This window comes from Mucilaginibacter sp. KACC 22773 (assembly GCF_028736215.1).
Classification (GTDB): domain Bacteria; phylum Bacteroidota; class Bacteroidia; order Sphingobacteriales; family Sphingobacteriaceae; genus Mucilaginibacter.
On sequence record NZ_CP117883.1, the window covers coordinates 2,134,033 to 2,148,430 of the forward strand.

A 14,398-nucleotide genomic window follows, 5' to 3' on the forward strand; every position below is an offset into this window, starting at 1 on the left:
AAAATAGCTAATATGCAGTGCTAAACTTATTATCATGAATTATAACCAGCCCGCAACAGCTACCCCTAAAAACGCTTTAAAAACAACATCAATTATACACCTGGCCTTAATAACGGGGCAGGTATTGTTTATGATAGTGGCTTATATAACCAATAAAAACATCAAATACTTTGATTATAAAGACAGCAGGGACGACGTGTTTTTTTACATTGTGCCCTTAATGGCTATTGTATGTACGGTGATTGGCGGTTTTTTGTTTAACCAGCAATTGGGTAAATTCCATCAGCAGGCCGCCGGTACCAGTAAAACGCTATCAGAAAAACTAAAAGCATATCAATCGGCCTTAATTATAAGATACGCGCTGCTGGAAGGCCCCTCGTTGTTCGGTATAGTTTGTTTTTTAATAACAGGTAACCTGTTTTATTTACTCATCTCGGCATGTTTAATAATTACCATGATCAGTTTAAGGCCATCGGTTAATGCCACCGAAGCTTACCTTCAATTAAGCTACGATGAAACGCAGCAATTACGCTGATGTTTGTTCAAAGTCGGAAAGTCCGGAAGTTAAGGCTTCCGACGGATCACTTCTGACTTTGACCTAAGGCTTTCAACTCCAGTTTGCCTTCTCATCTTTCCGACTTCCGGACTTCCCGACTTCAGACTAAGCATTATCCATACTAATGATCTGGGCTTTATAAGCTACCGGAAGGAGGGCATTGCGTAAAAAGGTTTCCACTTTAAGCATTCTTAAAAACTTATACGCCCATATCACCGGTAAAAGCCAGGGCAGTTTTCCTAAGGGAAGATGCCTGCCTACCAATGGTGGTACTACGAGCAGTTGCGCCTGTTTTAACACCGCGTAGCGCGAAACGCCGAGGTGTTTTTTATATTGACGGTATAAATCCAAAGTCAATTCGCCACAAACCAGGTTATGTTGTAAGTGTTCCTCGCGCATATCCAGGTATTCAAAGTAGTTTTTTGGTAGGCCGGTAAGCCCCATGCGCTGGCCTACCCGGTTAAAAACCATAAACGTTTGGCCCTTTTCGGCCTGGGTTAGTTTGCGCTCCAATAGTTCATATGAACGGATAGACAGGTCAATCAACAGGAACAACACATCGCGGTAAGCCCAATCCGGGATTTGTGCGCCGCGGCTGTTTTCTACACCTTTGTGAATGGCCGTTATCCTGTCGATAGCTTTTAAAGCCGATTCCTGGTCCGAAAAAATGATCTGCCTTGAATATTCAACGGTCGAAAATAAACGTCCAAGCGGGTCGGCAGGCAGGCGGCCGGTAAAGTAGAGCCAGTCAACCGCTTTGTTTAAGGCAAATTCGGCTGCAGCTGCCGCAAAAATAAATAGGATGGTATCGGCCTTACCCCAAATTTTCCTAACTATTGATTCCTCGCTTACAAAATATTCCATTCTTTAAATCTTGTAAAGTACTTTGTGTTGCAAAGTAATAAATATTATTTGAATTTGCAACTGATGGTTTTACACTATCCATGACACGCTGAGGTTTTACATAAGCATTCGGTTGAACGTCGGCTAAGACTCACCCTGTCGAGGCTATGCCCGACCACCGTCTCTCCGGCTGCACCGCAAAGAGGGTAAACCCCTTTTTTTATTTTGATTTGCCCCTCTATGCGCGAAGCGGAGTGAGGGGTGACGAGCGTAGCGATGTCGGGGTGAGTCGACTCGCCGACATGCGATATACGTCGTTCTCCTTCCGAGTCTCGCCGAATTTTACAGTTCAGAAAAAAACGTTACAGATATGTTGCAAAAAAAGATTAACGGATATTTTATGAATTCAAAAAACTTTGCGCCATTGTTCTCTGCGCGTTGAAAATCACAAATTGCAATTGGTATATTTAACCATGCAAAAATCCGAACTTCAAAAAATGCTGGATGGCGACCTGTACGATGCCAGCGATGCCGAACTGATTGCCGGCCGCTCAAAAGCACGCCAGCTGTTTACTCGTTACAATGCGCTTGATTATGACGATAAACAGGGCAAGCGTGCCATTTTAAAAGAGTTACTGGGTGGGTTTACCAATGCCATCGATATCCAGTCGCCTTTTTACTGCGATTATGGCTTTAATATTTTTGCCGGCGATAACCTGTTCCTGAATTTTAATTGCATTATACTGGATTGTGCGCGAGTAACTTTAGGTAATAATGTTTTTATGGCGCCCAATGTGCAGCTATATACTGCTTATCACCCCGTTATCGCTTCTGAACGGATAAAAGGCCCCGAGTACGCTGCTCCTATAACCATAGGCAACAATGTATGGCTTGGCGGCGGCGTAATTGTTTGCCCCGGTGTTACCATTGGCGATAATACCACTATTGGCGCGGGCAGTGTGGTGACCAAAGATATTCCGGCTAATGTGGTGGCAGTGGGGAATCCGTGCAAGGTAATAAAAGAGATTGTGTCGTGACAGAAAGGAGCTACGCTTTTTATCGGACTACAAATGGGAAGGGGAAATTCAGGAATCCGAAAGATATGCTTGGTTTTGGTTCAGATAATTCCATCAACTTACGGTTGGTTGTTTTTAATGCGCAATACTAAATTTGTAATTCGGTATGTCAACAATACAGTATAAGGGGGCGTGCGAAAAGCCGACCGCAGGCTGAAATATATACTTGAAAATTGAGTTAATGCTTTCTCCAATAGAAATGCATAGGATCTTTAATTCGGCCAAGATAATCCCCGCCCCACATGAAGCCATATTTTTTAAAGATAGGAACAAGGCGAATAACAGACCCTTCAGTACCTTCTGGTGTAGCGGTACTACCAAAAAAATTCCATTTGGCATTGATATCGAATGCCAGTCCTAAAGCATGGTCGCTAAGTTTGAGCGATCCACGAATTGCTCGGTCTGCCTGGCTTCCATCCCATGTTTTTACTAATGGCAGCAAACCCATTTTTTCAATTTCCGCAAAGGCAGCCTTAAGATCGCCAATTGCGACTTTGTTAAATGTGACTTTTCCGTCGAATTTTGAATTAATAGTCGGCATGTTTACAAGTTGAGGTATAAGCTCGGTTGCCAATTCACTTTTTTTAAATTCATCCTTGAATATCACCTCCCCGTTTTCACCTGCGGTATATGCAACAGTTGTACCCAAAGGTGTTGTGGTTTTTAATGTTCGTATCGTTTTATCTGCTTCTTCTTTCAAAGCGCTACTCTTGGCATTTTGGGATATGCTAAGAGCCACATTAATACCACCGGCGGAGTCTTTAGACATAGCTATTATTTGCAGGGCCTCCGACCGGAAGCCGAGTGCGGAAAAATTAAAGTAGCCCAATTGGCGTTCTCTTGGATCTTTAGAGATAAGGTATTTCATATTTTTATCAAGCGCCTCTATGCGCTGCAAAGTATGCTGATGGGCAGCATCGCTATCTAGCCGTACTTTTTCTGAAGCATTTTGCAAACGCAGTATCTCTTGTTGCCTGTTATTATAAATAATTGTTGCCACTGTACCCATCCCTGTTATCAAGATGCCAGTCGCTAAAGGTGTTATAGACGAAAGTTTATCCCAAAGGTCTCTGCCAGTTTTTTTATCGGACTGCAATTTTTCTACCGTGGCCTTAACGTCTTCTAACTCTTTTCGTAGTTTCTGGATCCCTCTCATAAAATCAAATTTTAAAGATGCTGCATAAGGTATCTAATTTAAGTTTTAAAGTCAGAATTTATTTAAAATCATTCCCAAAGTTATGCGCTACTTAGGATGCCAGCGATGCTGAACTGGTTGCAGGCCGCTCAAACTCAGCAGAGAGAGATTATTGGGTAGTGGTTCCCCTAACACTTAACCGTCTTCTTCTTCATCCCCGGTTTACGTCTTGCGCGCGATTTTTCAATATAATCTACAGCAACCGGCACCTTGCATGCAGTTCCGTTTTGATCCACAAATACAGTTCCTATTTTAATGCCCGTTGCAATGGCTTCATCCATTAATGCATCTACATAAGTACCCAAAGCGATTATAAATCCGTTCATAGTCGACCGTACCCGGTTGGGCGATGAATGGATGGTTTGCTCAACACGATTTAGCAAATCCCGCAATACATCCAAATCCAGTTCCTTATCCGGTTTAAACGAAACAATATTGCTTAAGGTAGACCAGCCCGCGGCGGCAACGTGCTCCCTGCTGTCGTTTATCCATTCCTGGGCCAGTTCAAATCCATATTGGCCTTCGGTAGCTACCCAGGGTACCGTATATTCGCTAATGTTGTTGGATATGGCCTCATTAACCCAGGTTTGCAGGTCGGCCCTGGTCATTTTAGCATCGTCGGCAATCAGGCCGGCAAGGTACATGGCATCGGCGTTGCCGGTGGCATACAAATCTTTGGCCAGCTGGTAATCTTTTTTAACCTTTTTTTTGATGGTTTTTAAATACTCAACCTTCACCCCAAAAAACGGCTCTTTAACCCCATGTTTTAACAGGATATTTTTGATGCCCTGGTTGCCATTAGCCTGCAGGTAGGTCATGATTTCGGCTACGTTCATTTTATCAAATTCAATCAGGTATAAATTTATGCTATTTCCCGACTTTTATGAATAACTATGAAATAAATGCGAACATTATACAACACAGGTTAGCCCGTTGGCCCAACAAAACATTTGTTTTGCCAAAATGGTTAATTTATTGTTCATCAATGATAATAATGTTTCATATTGGCTTGCCGATGAAATGTAATTGTTGAATATCACCTATAAAGTGTTTCAGGGTGTGTCACCCCGTACCAGGGCGTACCAGGGTGTACCAGGGTGTTTCATATTTTTTGGTGGTACACCCATAACAACAGGAAACACCACCCGCAACCCGACCACCCGATATCCACATCCATCCAACTTTTCCACAATGCCCTAAAAGCACGGGCAATGCATTAACTTTACCCGATTAAGAAAAGGAGTAAACCGCTTGGCTAAAGACACTACCAAAGAAACCCCATTAATGCAGCAATACAACGCCATCAAGGTGAAGTATCCAGGTGCTCTGCTGCTGTTCCGCGTGGGCGATTTTTACGAAACTTTTGGCGAAGACGCCGTTAAAGCCGCGGGCATATTGGGCATTGTGCTTACCCGCCGTGCAAATGGCGCTGCTACCCACATCGAACTGGCAGGTTTCCCGCATCACTCGCTGGATACTTACTTACCCAAACTGGTACGCGCCGGGCAGCGGGTGGCTATCTGCGATCAGCTGGAAGATCCTAAAACCACCAAAACTATTGTTAAACGCGGAGTTACCGAACTGGTTACGCCCGGGGTTGCCACTAATGATAATATCCTTAATCAAAAAAGCAATAACTACCTGGCATCGCTGCATTTTGAAAAAAACAGTATAGGCATTGCCCTCATCGATATTTCGACAGGCGAGTTTTGGACCGCCCAGGGCAACAGCGATTATATTGATAAGCTGCTGCAAAGTTTTTCGCCAAGTGAAGTGATATACCCCAAAAGTCGCACCCGCGATTTTAAGGATAACTACGGCGACCGCTTTTATACCTATGCCCTTGACGAATGGCCCTACAGCGGCGATTACGCCACCGAAACGCTATTGAAGCACTTCGGGGTAAAATCGTTAAAAGGCTTCGGGATAGATAAGCTTAACCTGGGCATTATAGCCGCGGGTGTTGCTATTCATTATCTGAATGAAACCGAACACCGCAACCTGCAGCACATTAGTGCTATTGGCCGGATAGAGGAAGACCGGTATTTATGGCTCGACAGGTTTAGCGTACGCAACCTGGAACTGGTAGGATCGACCAACGATAATGCCCTTACCCTGGTTGATGTGCTTGACCATACCTGCTCGCCCATGGGCGCCCGTTTGCTGCGCCGGTGGATTGTGATGCCCCTTAAGGAGATAAAGCCTATAAACGACCGCCTGGGCGTTGTAGAGTACATGATTGAGCACGAGGAGCTGCGCGAAAACCTGCAAAACTGCATCCGCCAGATTGGCGACCTGGAGCGGTTAATCAGCAAGATAGGTTTACAAAAAGCCAACCCGCGCGAGGTTTGCCAACTTAAAAAAGCATTGATGGCTATCGGCTCCATCAAAAAAACAGCTGAGGCATCTGAAAGCCTGCCACTGCGCGCTATTGGCGAGCAGTTAAATCCCTGTGTAACTATCTGCGAGAAAATAGAACGCGAGCTGAACCCCGAGCCGCCGGTAATGATTATCAAAGGGTCGGTGATGAACGAGGGGATCAACGAGGAACTGGACAGGCTGCGTAAAATAGCCTTTGGCGGCAAAGGATACCTGCTGGAGATACAGAAACGCGAGGCCGAGGCAACAGGCATCCCTTCGCTTAAAGTATCTTTTAATAACGTTTTTGGCTACTACCTGGAAGTTACACATAGCCACCGCGATAAGGTGCCTTCGGAGTGGATAAGAAAGCAAACTTTGGTTAATGCCGAGCGCTATATTACCCCCGAACTAAAAGAATACGAAGAGCAGATTTTGGGTGCCGAGGAAAAAATCCTGGTGATTGAGACCCGGTTATATAACGATCTGTTGTATTCGCTTGCTGAATATATTAAGCCTATCCAGCTGAATGCGCAGCTAATAGCCCGTTTGGATGTGCTGCTTAATTTTGCGCATATATCCATCAAAAACTATTACGCTAAACCCCAGATGAACGAGAGTAAAGTGCTCGACATCAAAGGCGGCCGTCACCCGGTGATTGAAAAGAACCTGCCGCTGGGCGAAAGCTACATCACAAATGATGTATACCTGGATTCGGAAACGCAGCAGATCATCATCATTACCGGCCCCAATATGGCGGGTAAGTCGGCTTTGCTCAGGCAAACCGGTTTAATTGTGCTGATGGCGCAGATGGGCTGCTTTGTGCCGGCCAAATCGGCATCGATTGGGTTGGTCGACAAGATATTTACCAGGGTAGGGGCATCAGATAATCTGTCGTCGGGCGAATCAACCTTTATGGTGGAGATGAACGAAACGGCCAGTATCCTGAATAATTTATCCGACAGAAGCCTGATCCTGCTCGACGAGATCGGCCGCGGTACCTCAACCTATGATGGTATTTCCATTGCCTGGTCTATTGCCGAATACCTGCATAACCACCCAACAGCAAAAGCCAAAACGCTGTTTGCCACCCACTATCACGAGCTGAACGAGCTGAGCAATACCTTTAACCGCATCAAAAACTTCAACGTATCAGTAAAGGAAGTTGGCCAGCAAATAATCTTCCTGCGTAAGCTGGTACCCGGTGGCAGCGAGCATAGTTTCGGGATCCACGTAGCCAAGCTTGCCGGGATGCCCCAAAAGGTACTGAGCCGTGCCAACGAAATTCTGAAAAAACTGGAAAACGAACGGACAGGAGGGGAACATATCAAAGAAAGCATCCGCAAAGTGCAAAAGCAGGCCGTGCAGATGCAAATGTTCTCGATAGACGACCCTGTGCTGGTAAAAATCCGCGACACGCTGAATAACCTCGATGTAAATACTTTAACACCCGTTGAAGCGCTGATGAAGCTGGACGAGATACAAAGGGTGATAAAGTCTTAGATTTCAGATGTGCAGATTTCAGATGTGCAGATGAGGAAGATAGATCGGCATTTTTTATACATTAAAAACATCTGCACATTTGAAATCTGAAATTTGCACATCTGCAATGTTAATTTGTTAAAAACATCAGTTCTCACTACATCTCACTAAATTCTACATTTGCAGCATGACCAAACATCGCCTGCTTTTCTACTGCTTCGTTTTGTTTTTTGTGCCAATAGTATTAACATCTTGCCACACCCGCAAGTCAGCTATGCGTGGCCTGCCGGGCGAAGTGGTAAAGCCGGATGGGGATATTGCCTCTAAATACTCAGAAATTATGGGGGTAAACAAAAGCGATATCGAAAATGGCAGGCTGTATGCCTTTATCGAGCAATGGATGGGCACCCCCTACAAATTTGGCGGGCTTGATAAAGATGGTGTGGATTGTTCAGGACTGGCCTTTTTGCTTGAGCAGCAGGTGTATGGTATAACCATCCCCCGCATGACCAGTAAGCAAATAACCGTTATTAAACGCAAATATGAAGACGAACTAAAAGAAGGCGACCTGGTTTTCTTCGATTTTGACGGCAAGCAATTTAGCCATGTGGGTGTTTACCTGCAAAACGGCTACGTAGTTCACGCCAGTTCAAGGCATGGCGTAGTTATCGTAAAACTTCGCGACCCATCGCTGTACAAATACTTTTCAAGAGCCGGGTCTGTGGACGAAGGAACGGTGCAGGTTAATTAGTTCATCAGGATAAACGTGACTCGTCCTGAAATAACTATACACTAAAAGAAAGTGTATGAAAGAAGAATCGGAACAAAAAGCGAGTCAGATTCGCCTTACTAAGCGATGTCACTTTGAAAGCAGCCTACGGAATGAGATCATAAAATTGATAGAATCAGGGACTCCGCGGAGCGTGATAGCCTATCAGTATGGCATGTCGCGGGCATCTCTGAGTAAATGGATGCGCGACCGCGGCTCGAAAGAGTACCAGGAAAAACAGCGGGGATATCATTTAAGCGACATAGAAAAAAGATCCGTCGTCCGCCAGGTTGAGCAAGGCATTCTGAAACCTTATGCAGCGAGGAAGTCATACGGACTAAGTGGAGAAACGTTAAATAAATGGCTTAAGGCCTCGTTGAAAGAAAATGCCGAACTTGCGGTTCATGAAAAGTTTGAGATGAAGGATAAAGCTGAAGGGCAGTCTGGTGTGCCGGACCCGGAAACGGAAGCTTTAAAAAAGGCTTTGGAATATGCACAGCTAAAGATCAGTGCCTTAAATACCCTTATTGATGTAGCAGAGGATCAGTTTAAGATCAAGATCAGAAAAAAAGCTGGGGCCAGGCAGTCATGATAATGAAGCAGGATTACGCGCATTTAAGCTGGGCGTTTCTATGCGGACTGTTTGGCAAAACCCGCCATGCGCACTATGATCACTTATGGAGAAACCAGGATGACTCTATCAAAGAGGAAATTATCCTGCAGCTTGTTCATGAAATAAGGAAGCCTTTACCCCGGTTAGGGACAAGAAAGATGCTTTATCTGCTTAAGCCGCAACTGGCTTCTCATCATATAGAAATCGGCAGGGACTACCTGTTTGACTTGCTTGACGCTCATAAGCTGCTGATCAGGCAGCGTAAACGAAAAGCAATCACCACCGATTCCCGGCACTGGATGCATAAGTACGCCAACCTGGTAAAGGAAATGCATATTATACGGCCGGAGGAACTTTGGGTAAGCGATATAACTTACATTCGGGTGCAAAACCAATGGGGCTACCTGTCACTGATAACAGATGCATTTTCACGTAAGATCATGGGTTATTGTTTCCGCCTGGATATGCTGGCGCTGGGGCCTATAGCGGCCTTACAGATGGCCCTGGATGTCCGCAGTTACAGCGGGCAAACCCTTACCCATCACTCTGACAGAGGGTCCCAATACTGCTCTAAGGATTATGTGGAATTGCTTGGGAACGAAACTATTTCCATCAGTATGACTGAACGGGGTGACCCGTATGAGAATGCACTGGCCGAACGAATGAATGGCATCATCAAGGGGGAGTTCGACCTGTACATCAGCCCGGTTAACTTTGAGCAGACTTATAAAAAGATCGATAGCAGTATTAAGGCATACAACGAATTGAGGCCCCATGGAAGCTGTGACTACCTGACGCCTTGCCAGGCGCATGAACAAGGTGATGTACTGAAAAAACGCTGGAAGGAATACCCGGGCAAATGGGAGAAGGAAAAGCCGCTGGCCATACCCGCCTGACAGATGAGTTATCAACAAAAAGAGGAGGTTCAGCAAAAAGAAAAAAAGAAGCAAAAAAAGAAAAACGTGTTGAAATATGGAAAACTGAAGGAGTTTCCCACATTCCAACACAACAAACAAACAACAAGTTATTTAACTTTATCTTTAAAAAAAGAACCTGTATAGTGTTTACAGGATTAACTCACAAATCTGTATAGTTATTTCAGGACGGGTCACACATCTAAAGTGGGTTAACATAACTTAACATATTTTAGAAATATATTTTATAAATATTTTATAATCAATATTTTACATTTTTACAAGGTTAACATCAAACTGATGTTTTGAACAATTTAAGTGTATCCAAATGTTTGTGCCTGTTTTGGCCAACAACAGGCAACAAACATCAGGTGTGGTTTAATGCTTACATCTTCCTTACATTCCTGCTTATTCCGTTGGTCCACTGTATTATATTGAATCGGGCGGCGGCTTCTAAACCACTCACTTAATCAACCCAATCAACCACTCACTAAAAAGTGCTAACTTTGCAACCTTATGTCAAAACAAAAAGAAGAATACTCATTTTGGACTAAATATAAAAAGTTTGCCGGTAACGAAATTTTGCTTTACCTGGTCATGATCATTGGCATCATCCTGGGCATCGTTATATTTAGTTATCTTTAATCAGGGTAACATTGCTGTTGTCGGTTTCGCTTACCGATTGGTAAAAATCTACAAAGGCCTGGTACAGTTCTTTACTGTAAGTGCCGTCAATTATTTGCAGCTTTCGTTTGTAAATTAACTGGTTGCCAACAACCGTGGCAGATACCGAGAAATTGCCAAAAGGCTTTTCGAGCGAAATGCTGGCCGGGCGCATGTCTACATGATAGCCTTTGGGCAGGGTATAGGTAATTTCGTCTTCATCGGTGTAACCGGTGTTAATGTATAAATCATAGTGCCTGTTGCGTACCTCGCGCGGCGTATTATCTTTTCTGTTGGTAGCATTGGCCAAAAAGTCTATTTTACCATTAACGGCCGATCCGTAATCGGGGGCCGTTAGCTTGATTGTTTCTGTGAGGCTGGGATAGATGTTTTTATCGTCTTTAAAATCAAATTTTTCTATATCCAGGTTATTAATGGCGTAAATTTTCTGGAGTATTTTCACTTGTTCTTTAGGTGGCTCGGTAAGCAAATAGGTGCGGTTATCATATTGCAAGCCTTTAAAACTGGTAAGCATACTGCCCGATAATGTTCCGTCGGCAGCAAGGGTAAAATTGGCTGTGCACTGCTGTGTATTGGTTTTGGCCGGATATTTTGGGGTATGCATCAATTTGCCGCCTTCTGGTGTGCAGGCTAATACGTCGCGGTCGTCGGTAAAATCACTCAAAAAGCCAAAAGGAATTTGCTGACTGGTACATTCTAAAAAAGTGGTGTCGTTTTTAAATGGCAAACACAGGATCACATGATCAAACTGGTTCATGCTTGCAAAATCAGTAAGCGGGCTGCGTTTTAAGCTTCCCGACTTGACAATACAGTAATAAGATTCGATATCAACAGCCTTAAAAAGCGATTGTGTATAGTTTACCAGGGCTTTACAATCGCCATAATTTTGCGCGTCAACATCGCTCGCTAAAAACGGCTGATAGCCGCCTATACCAACCTGCACGCTAATGTAATGCGTTTTTCCCTGCATATATTCATATATCTTTTTGGCTTTGGCTTTAGGATCGGTAATGTCTTTGGTTATTTCCTGCATCCTGTAAACAGTGCTTTGCGGCAGTGCCCTGCGCGACGATAGTAATTTATCATAGATCCATTTACCCATACCGTTCCAGTCATTAAAAGAACCTGTTACTCCAAGGTAATTAAATTGCGACGCCGGCGAAATCTTCACCCTGCTGCTCATCTTTTCATAAATAGGGCTATAAGGCTCAGCTTTTGATGCTTTGATGTTACTTACCTGCCAGCTATAAGTGTTTTCGCCCTGCTTATTTGTACCTTCAACCAAATGCGAGGGTATGTTAATTTCTTTGTACCTGATCTTAAAATCGTTTTTGCAGCTAAATGTATAGGAACTTTTTTCAACAGATACATCAACTGATGGCTTAGGCTCCCAGTCCTGGAAGCTTAACGATTGCTTCGATTTATATTCGTATTCATAAACAACCGTGTAAGGATAATCAGTTACAGCAGGCTGAAAATGTTTTACTTTAGTATCTTCAAATAAAGCCGAGCGGCTTACCGCGGCGTCGTCCTGGAAATCACTTTCAGAAAACTTGCCAATAGTTTTACCAAACTGGTTGTAAATCAGTCCTTTTATGTTTTTAATCACGTTCGCCTTGTCGTGAAATATTACAATTTCGGCTTCGTCGTCGCCATTTTTATTTAATATGGTTACCGCGGTTTTAATACGGTAATAGGTATTATCCAGGTCTTTTACCTCAATGCTCATATCATTGCTGCGGATAACGGCGCTGGCGTAGGGTAGCAATTCTTTAGGTATAAGCGATGCATCGTAGTTTTCCTGTGCATTTGCGCTTAATGCCAACGCAGATAATAAAATGAGCCATGTAAGTACTTTCATTATTTTTTCTTGAAAACCATATCCGCCTTTTCGGTAAGTATTATTTTGTTGTACAATTCTTTAAGGTAAGGGTATTCCTCGGATGTGTAAATAGGTTTAGTAAATTTTGTAATGTTCGAGAAGGTGAAAGTGTTATCTGAATTTTCAAAAGTGGTTGCATACATACCGCCATCACCGGGCATTTTAAAGGCTACTGTTTGTGGTGGCGTTTCAACGGTATAACCCTGCGGTAGCCGCATAGTTAATATTAAACGGTCGTCTGATGCCATTCCCCAATCTACCGGGTAGTCTCTTTCGGCCAGCTTAAATGGGTTTTTGGTTATTTTTTCCCACAAAAAAGGGTTAAACACCAAACGGTTATGGTTAGTATTGTCATAAGCATCAATCTCAACTTCAAAAGTTTCGCCAAGCGGCATTTCAAGGCTATCCAGGTTTGCTATATTCGATTTCAGTATTTTTAACTTGGGGAGTTTTTCGTCCTGGTTTTCAATATACTCATCAATCGAGTTGAACTTTTTGATGGCTTTTCGTTTTTCATACGCATTATACCCACGGTAATAGTTGGTGATTGTTCCCTTTAATTTGCCATTATCAAGCAAGGTTAAATCAAGCGCCCTGGTTGTTGATTCCTTTTGCAGGCCGCTTAACTCCATCCAGTATGATGGTTTATCAAGGTTTATCACCCGCCCTTTGTCATTAAGGCATTTTAATGGTAACAGGCCAAATGATAAAAGGGGGTCTGTAGCATCAAGCAGGTAGTTTTTATCGCCAATATTCACTTTGGCAATCACGTAATTAAAATCGTTAATTACCGGGTAAAGCATATTAATGTTGCCGTTGTTACGGGTTGATAGTACTACAAGCTCGGTATTAAGGTCGGCGGCCCTTAAGGCCGCCCCAAGGGCAAGATTAATATCACCAATAGTACCCGTATGCGCTTCATACGCTTTTTTTATACCGTCCGGGCTATATATCGATGTAATGTCATTCCACTTAAACCATTTTTGCAGGTACGCATAAATGGCCTTTGCCTTTTCCAATTCGTCTGTTTTACCGGCTATAACGGATGCAATTCTGTCTTTCATCAGTTCCTTGCGCTTAAACTGCGATCCAAAAAGCTCGTCGGTTTTTAGCTGGTGCTCAATATCTTTCCAGGTTTTAGATACTACGGTTTTAGCCCCGGTGTATGGGTTGGTCCATTCCACCTCGTCAAAATATATGGCCGATAAAAAGTTTTTAGGCGAGGTCATATAATCTTCAGATACAAACGCCGGAATATCTGTCATTTCATAAGTCATGTGAGAGCAATCTGCTTTGGCGCCATGCGACTGAAAACATTCCCGTTCCAATTCGGATGTCGACTTTGATAATTTTTGAATACCACGCAATGTAACGTTAAAATACCAGTAACCCGGGATATGGACATCATATGTGGACCGGACTTTGGGTATCTCATCCTGAAAATCCCAATTCCTGAACTCATCAATATAAGGCGAGACCAACTTATACTTAAAATCAATAACACAACCGGGCTTTAAGGCAGGCAAGGCAAACTTTACGGTGCTACGGTATTTATAATCTTTTACGGTATACACCTTTTTTAAATCGAGCGGGGCGCTGCGCATTAGTCCATCGTCATCGCGGTAATAGGTAGTGCCGGTTATGTCGCTAACTTCTTCGGTTGTTTCGCCGTCGGCGCTGTGGTGAATAGGAATTTCGATGGTACCCTGTTCAAGGCCCTTTGTATCAAATATTTTTATGCGGGCGTGGTAATCAAATATCAGGCGTACGTGGTCGTCGCTTACCATATCTATCCTGCTTTTGCCAAATTCATTCAGAAAAAGCGCATGGGCGGCGGTATCTTTCGCGTATTTTTTTAAGTCAAGGTCTTCGGTAGTTACACTCTGGTCAAAATCCTGGGCCTTTACAACGTGTTGAGCAGCAGTAAGTAAAATAATAATGAGTAGTACTTTTTTCATACAATAATCGCGATAATTAGGATGGTATTAATTTAAAAATAAAACTTAGATATTAAATAAATTAAAAA

The 14,398-nt window shown here is 43.4% G+C and carries 13 protein-coding genes; 8 read left to right on the top strand and 5 right to left on the bottom strand.

Annotated elements, in window-relative coordinates; genetic code table 11:
- The first annotated feature begins 34 nt into the window (after positions 1-34).
- On the top strand, positions 35-535 hold the full coding sequence (locus PQ469_RS09270; protein ID WP_090652008.1) for a hypothetical protein: 501 nt from the start codon (positions 35-37) through the stop codon (positions 533-535).
- 126 nt (positions 536-661) lie between these two features.
- Here PQ469_RS09270 and PQ469_RS09275 read toward each other — a convergent pair whose 3' ends face one another.
- Complete coding sequence (locus PQ469_RS09275) at positions 662-1,420, bottom strand: oxygenase MpaB family protein (protein WP_274212704.1); 759 nt, start codon at positions 1,418-1,420, stop codon at positions 662-664.
- 452 nt (positions 1,421-1,872) lie between these two features.
- Here PQ469_RS09275 and PQ469_RS09280 point away from each other — a divergent pair, with 452 nt between their 5' ends.
- Positions 1,873-2,436, top strand: a complete 564-nt coding sequence (locus PQ469_RS09280; protein WP_274212705.1) for a sugar O-acetyltransferase — start codon at positions 1,873-1,875, stop codon at positions 2,434-2,436.
- A gap of 217 nt (positions 2,437-2,653) precedes the next feature.
- On the opposite strand, the gene PQ469_RS09285 is transcribed toward PQ469_RS09280, so the two are convergent.
- Together PQ469_RS09285 and PQ469_RS09290 are read right to left on the bottom strand one after the other, a co-directional pair.
- Complete coding sequence (locus PQ469_RS09285) at positions 2,654-3,631, bottom strand: M15 family metallopeptidase (protein ID WP_274212706.1); 978 nt, start codon at positions 3,629-3,631, stop codon at positions 2,654-2,656.
- 167 nt (positions 3,632-3,798) lie between these two features.
- Positions 3,799-4,506: a DNA alkylation repair protein gene (locus PQ469_RS09290; protein WP_274212708.1), complete on the bottom strand. Its 708-nt coding sequence runs from the start codon at positions 4,504-4,506 to the stop codon at positions 3,799-3,801.
- Between the two features lie 415 nt (positions 4,507-4,921).
- Between PQ469_RS09290 and mutS the strand changes: the two genes are divergently transcribed.
- The 6 genes from mutS to PQ469_RS09320 all read left to right on the top strand — a co-directional run bounded on the left by mutS (position 4,922) and on the right by PQ469_RS09320 (position 10,451).
- Positions 4,922-7,531: a DNA mismatch repair protein MutS gene (gene mutS, locus PQ469_RS09295; RefSeq protein WP_274212709.1), complete on the top strand. Its 2,610-nt coding sequence runs from the start codon at positions 4,922-4,924 to the stop codon at positions 7,529-7,531.
- Between the two features lie 166 nt (positions 7,532-7,697).
- Positions 7,698-8,261, top strand: a complete 564-nt coding sequence (locus PQ469_RS09300; RefSeq protein ID WP_274212711.1) for a C40 family peptidase — start codon at positions 7,698-7,700, stop codon at positions 8,259-8,261.
- A gap of 55 nt (positions 8,262-8,316) precedes the next feature.
- On the top strand, positions 8,317-8,871 hold the full coding sequence (locus tag PQ469_RS09305) for a hypothetical protein (protein WP_274209702.1): 555 nt from the start codon (positions 8,317-8,319) through the stop codon (positions 8,869-8,871).
- 2 nt (positions 8,872-8,873) lie between these two features.
- Positions 8,874-9,788 (top strand): IS3 family transposase, encoded by a 915-nt coding sequence (locus PQ469_RS09310; protein ID WP_274209701.1) that lies wholly within the window; start codon positions 8,874-8,876, stop codon positions 9,786-9,788.
- Entirely contained in the window at positions 9,752-9,985 is a 234-nt protein-coding gene (locus PQ469_RS09315) for a hypothetical protein (RefSeq protein WP_274209700.1), read from the top strand. Before PQ469_RS09310 ends, PQ469_RS09315 begins: the two co-directional genes overlap by 37 nt.
- A 337-nt stretch (positions 9,986-10,322) precedes the next feature.
- On the top strand, positions 10,323-10,451 hold the full coding sequence (locus PQ469_RS09320) for a hypothetical protein (protein ID WP_274212713.1): 129 nt from the start codon (positions 10,323-10,325) through the stop codon (positions 10,449-10,451).
- Here the strand turns inward: PQ469_RS09320 and PQ469_RS09325 are convergent.
- On the bottom strand, positions 10,438-12,351 hold the full coding sequence (locus PQ469_RS09325; protein ID WP_274212715.1) for a DUF3857 domain-containing protein: 1,914 nt from the start codon (positions 12,349-12,351) through the stop codon (positions 10,438-10,440). The genes PQ469_RS09320 and PQ469_RS09325 overlap by 14 nt on opposite strands.
- Positions 12,351-14,330: a DUF3858 domain-containing protein gene (locus PQ469_RS09330; protein WP_274212716.1), complete on the bottom strand. Its 1,980-nt coding sequence runs from the start codon at positions 14,328-14,330 to the stop codon at positions 12,351-12,353. The genes PQ469_RS09325 and PQ469_RS09330 overlap by 1 nt, the downstream gene beginning before the upstream one ends.
- Positions 14,331-14,398: the final 68 nt, after the last annotated feature.

Excerpts from the sequence above, each read along its gene's own strand:
- PQ469_RS09305 (WP_274209702.1), top strand. The coding sequence starts at position 8,317 with ATGAAAGAAGAATCGGAACAAAAAGCGAGTCAGATTCGCCTTACTAAG.
- PQ469_RS09280 (WP_274212705.1), top strand. The coding sequence starts at position 1,873 with ATGCAAAAATCCGAACTTCAAAAAATGCTGGATGGCGACCTGTACGAT.
- PQ469_RS09320 (WP_274212713.1), top strand. The coding sequence starts at position 10,323 with ATGTCAAAACAAAAAGAAGAATACTCATTTTGGACTAAATATAAAAAG.
- PQ469_RS09315 (WP_274209700.1), top strand. The coding sequence starts at position 9,752 with ATGGGAGAAGGAAAAGCCGCTGGCCATACCCGCCTGACAGATGAGTTA.
- PQ469_RS09275 (WP_274212704.1), bottom strand. The coding sequence starts at position 1,420 with ATGGAATATTTTGTAAGCGAGGAATCAATAGTTAGGAAAATTTGGGGT.
- PQ469_RS09285 (WP_274212706.1), bottom strand. The coding sequence starts at position 3,631 with ATGAGAGGGATCCAGAAACTACGAAAAGAGTTAGAAGACGTTAAGGCC.
- PQ469_RS09300 (WP_274212711.1), top strand. The coding sequence starts at position 7,698 with ATGACCAAACATCGCCTGCTTTTCTACTGCTTCGTTTTGTTTTTTGTG.
- PQ469_RS09325 (WP_274212715.1), bottom strand. The coding sequence starts at position 12,351 with ATGAAAGTACTTACATGGCTCATTTTATTATCTGCGTTGGCATTAAGC.
- PQ469_RS09330 (WP_274212716.1), bottom strand. The coding sequence starts at position 14,330 with ATGAAAAAAGTACTACTCATTATTATTTTACTTACTGCTGCTCAACAC.
- PQ469_RS09270 (WP_090652008.1), top strand. The coding sequence starts at position 35 with ATGAATTATAACCAGCCCGCAACAGCTACCCCTAAAAACGCTTTAAAA.
- PQ469_RS09310 (WP_274209701.1), top strand. The coding sequence starts at position 8,874 with ATGAAGCAGGATTACGCGCATTTAAGCTGGGCGTTTCTATGCGGACTG.
- PQ469_RS09290 (WP_274212708.1), bottom strand. The coding sequence starts at position 4,506 with ATGAACGTAGCCGAAATCATGACCTACCTGCAGGCTAATGGCAACCAG.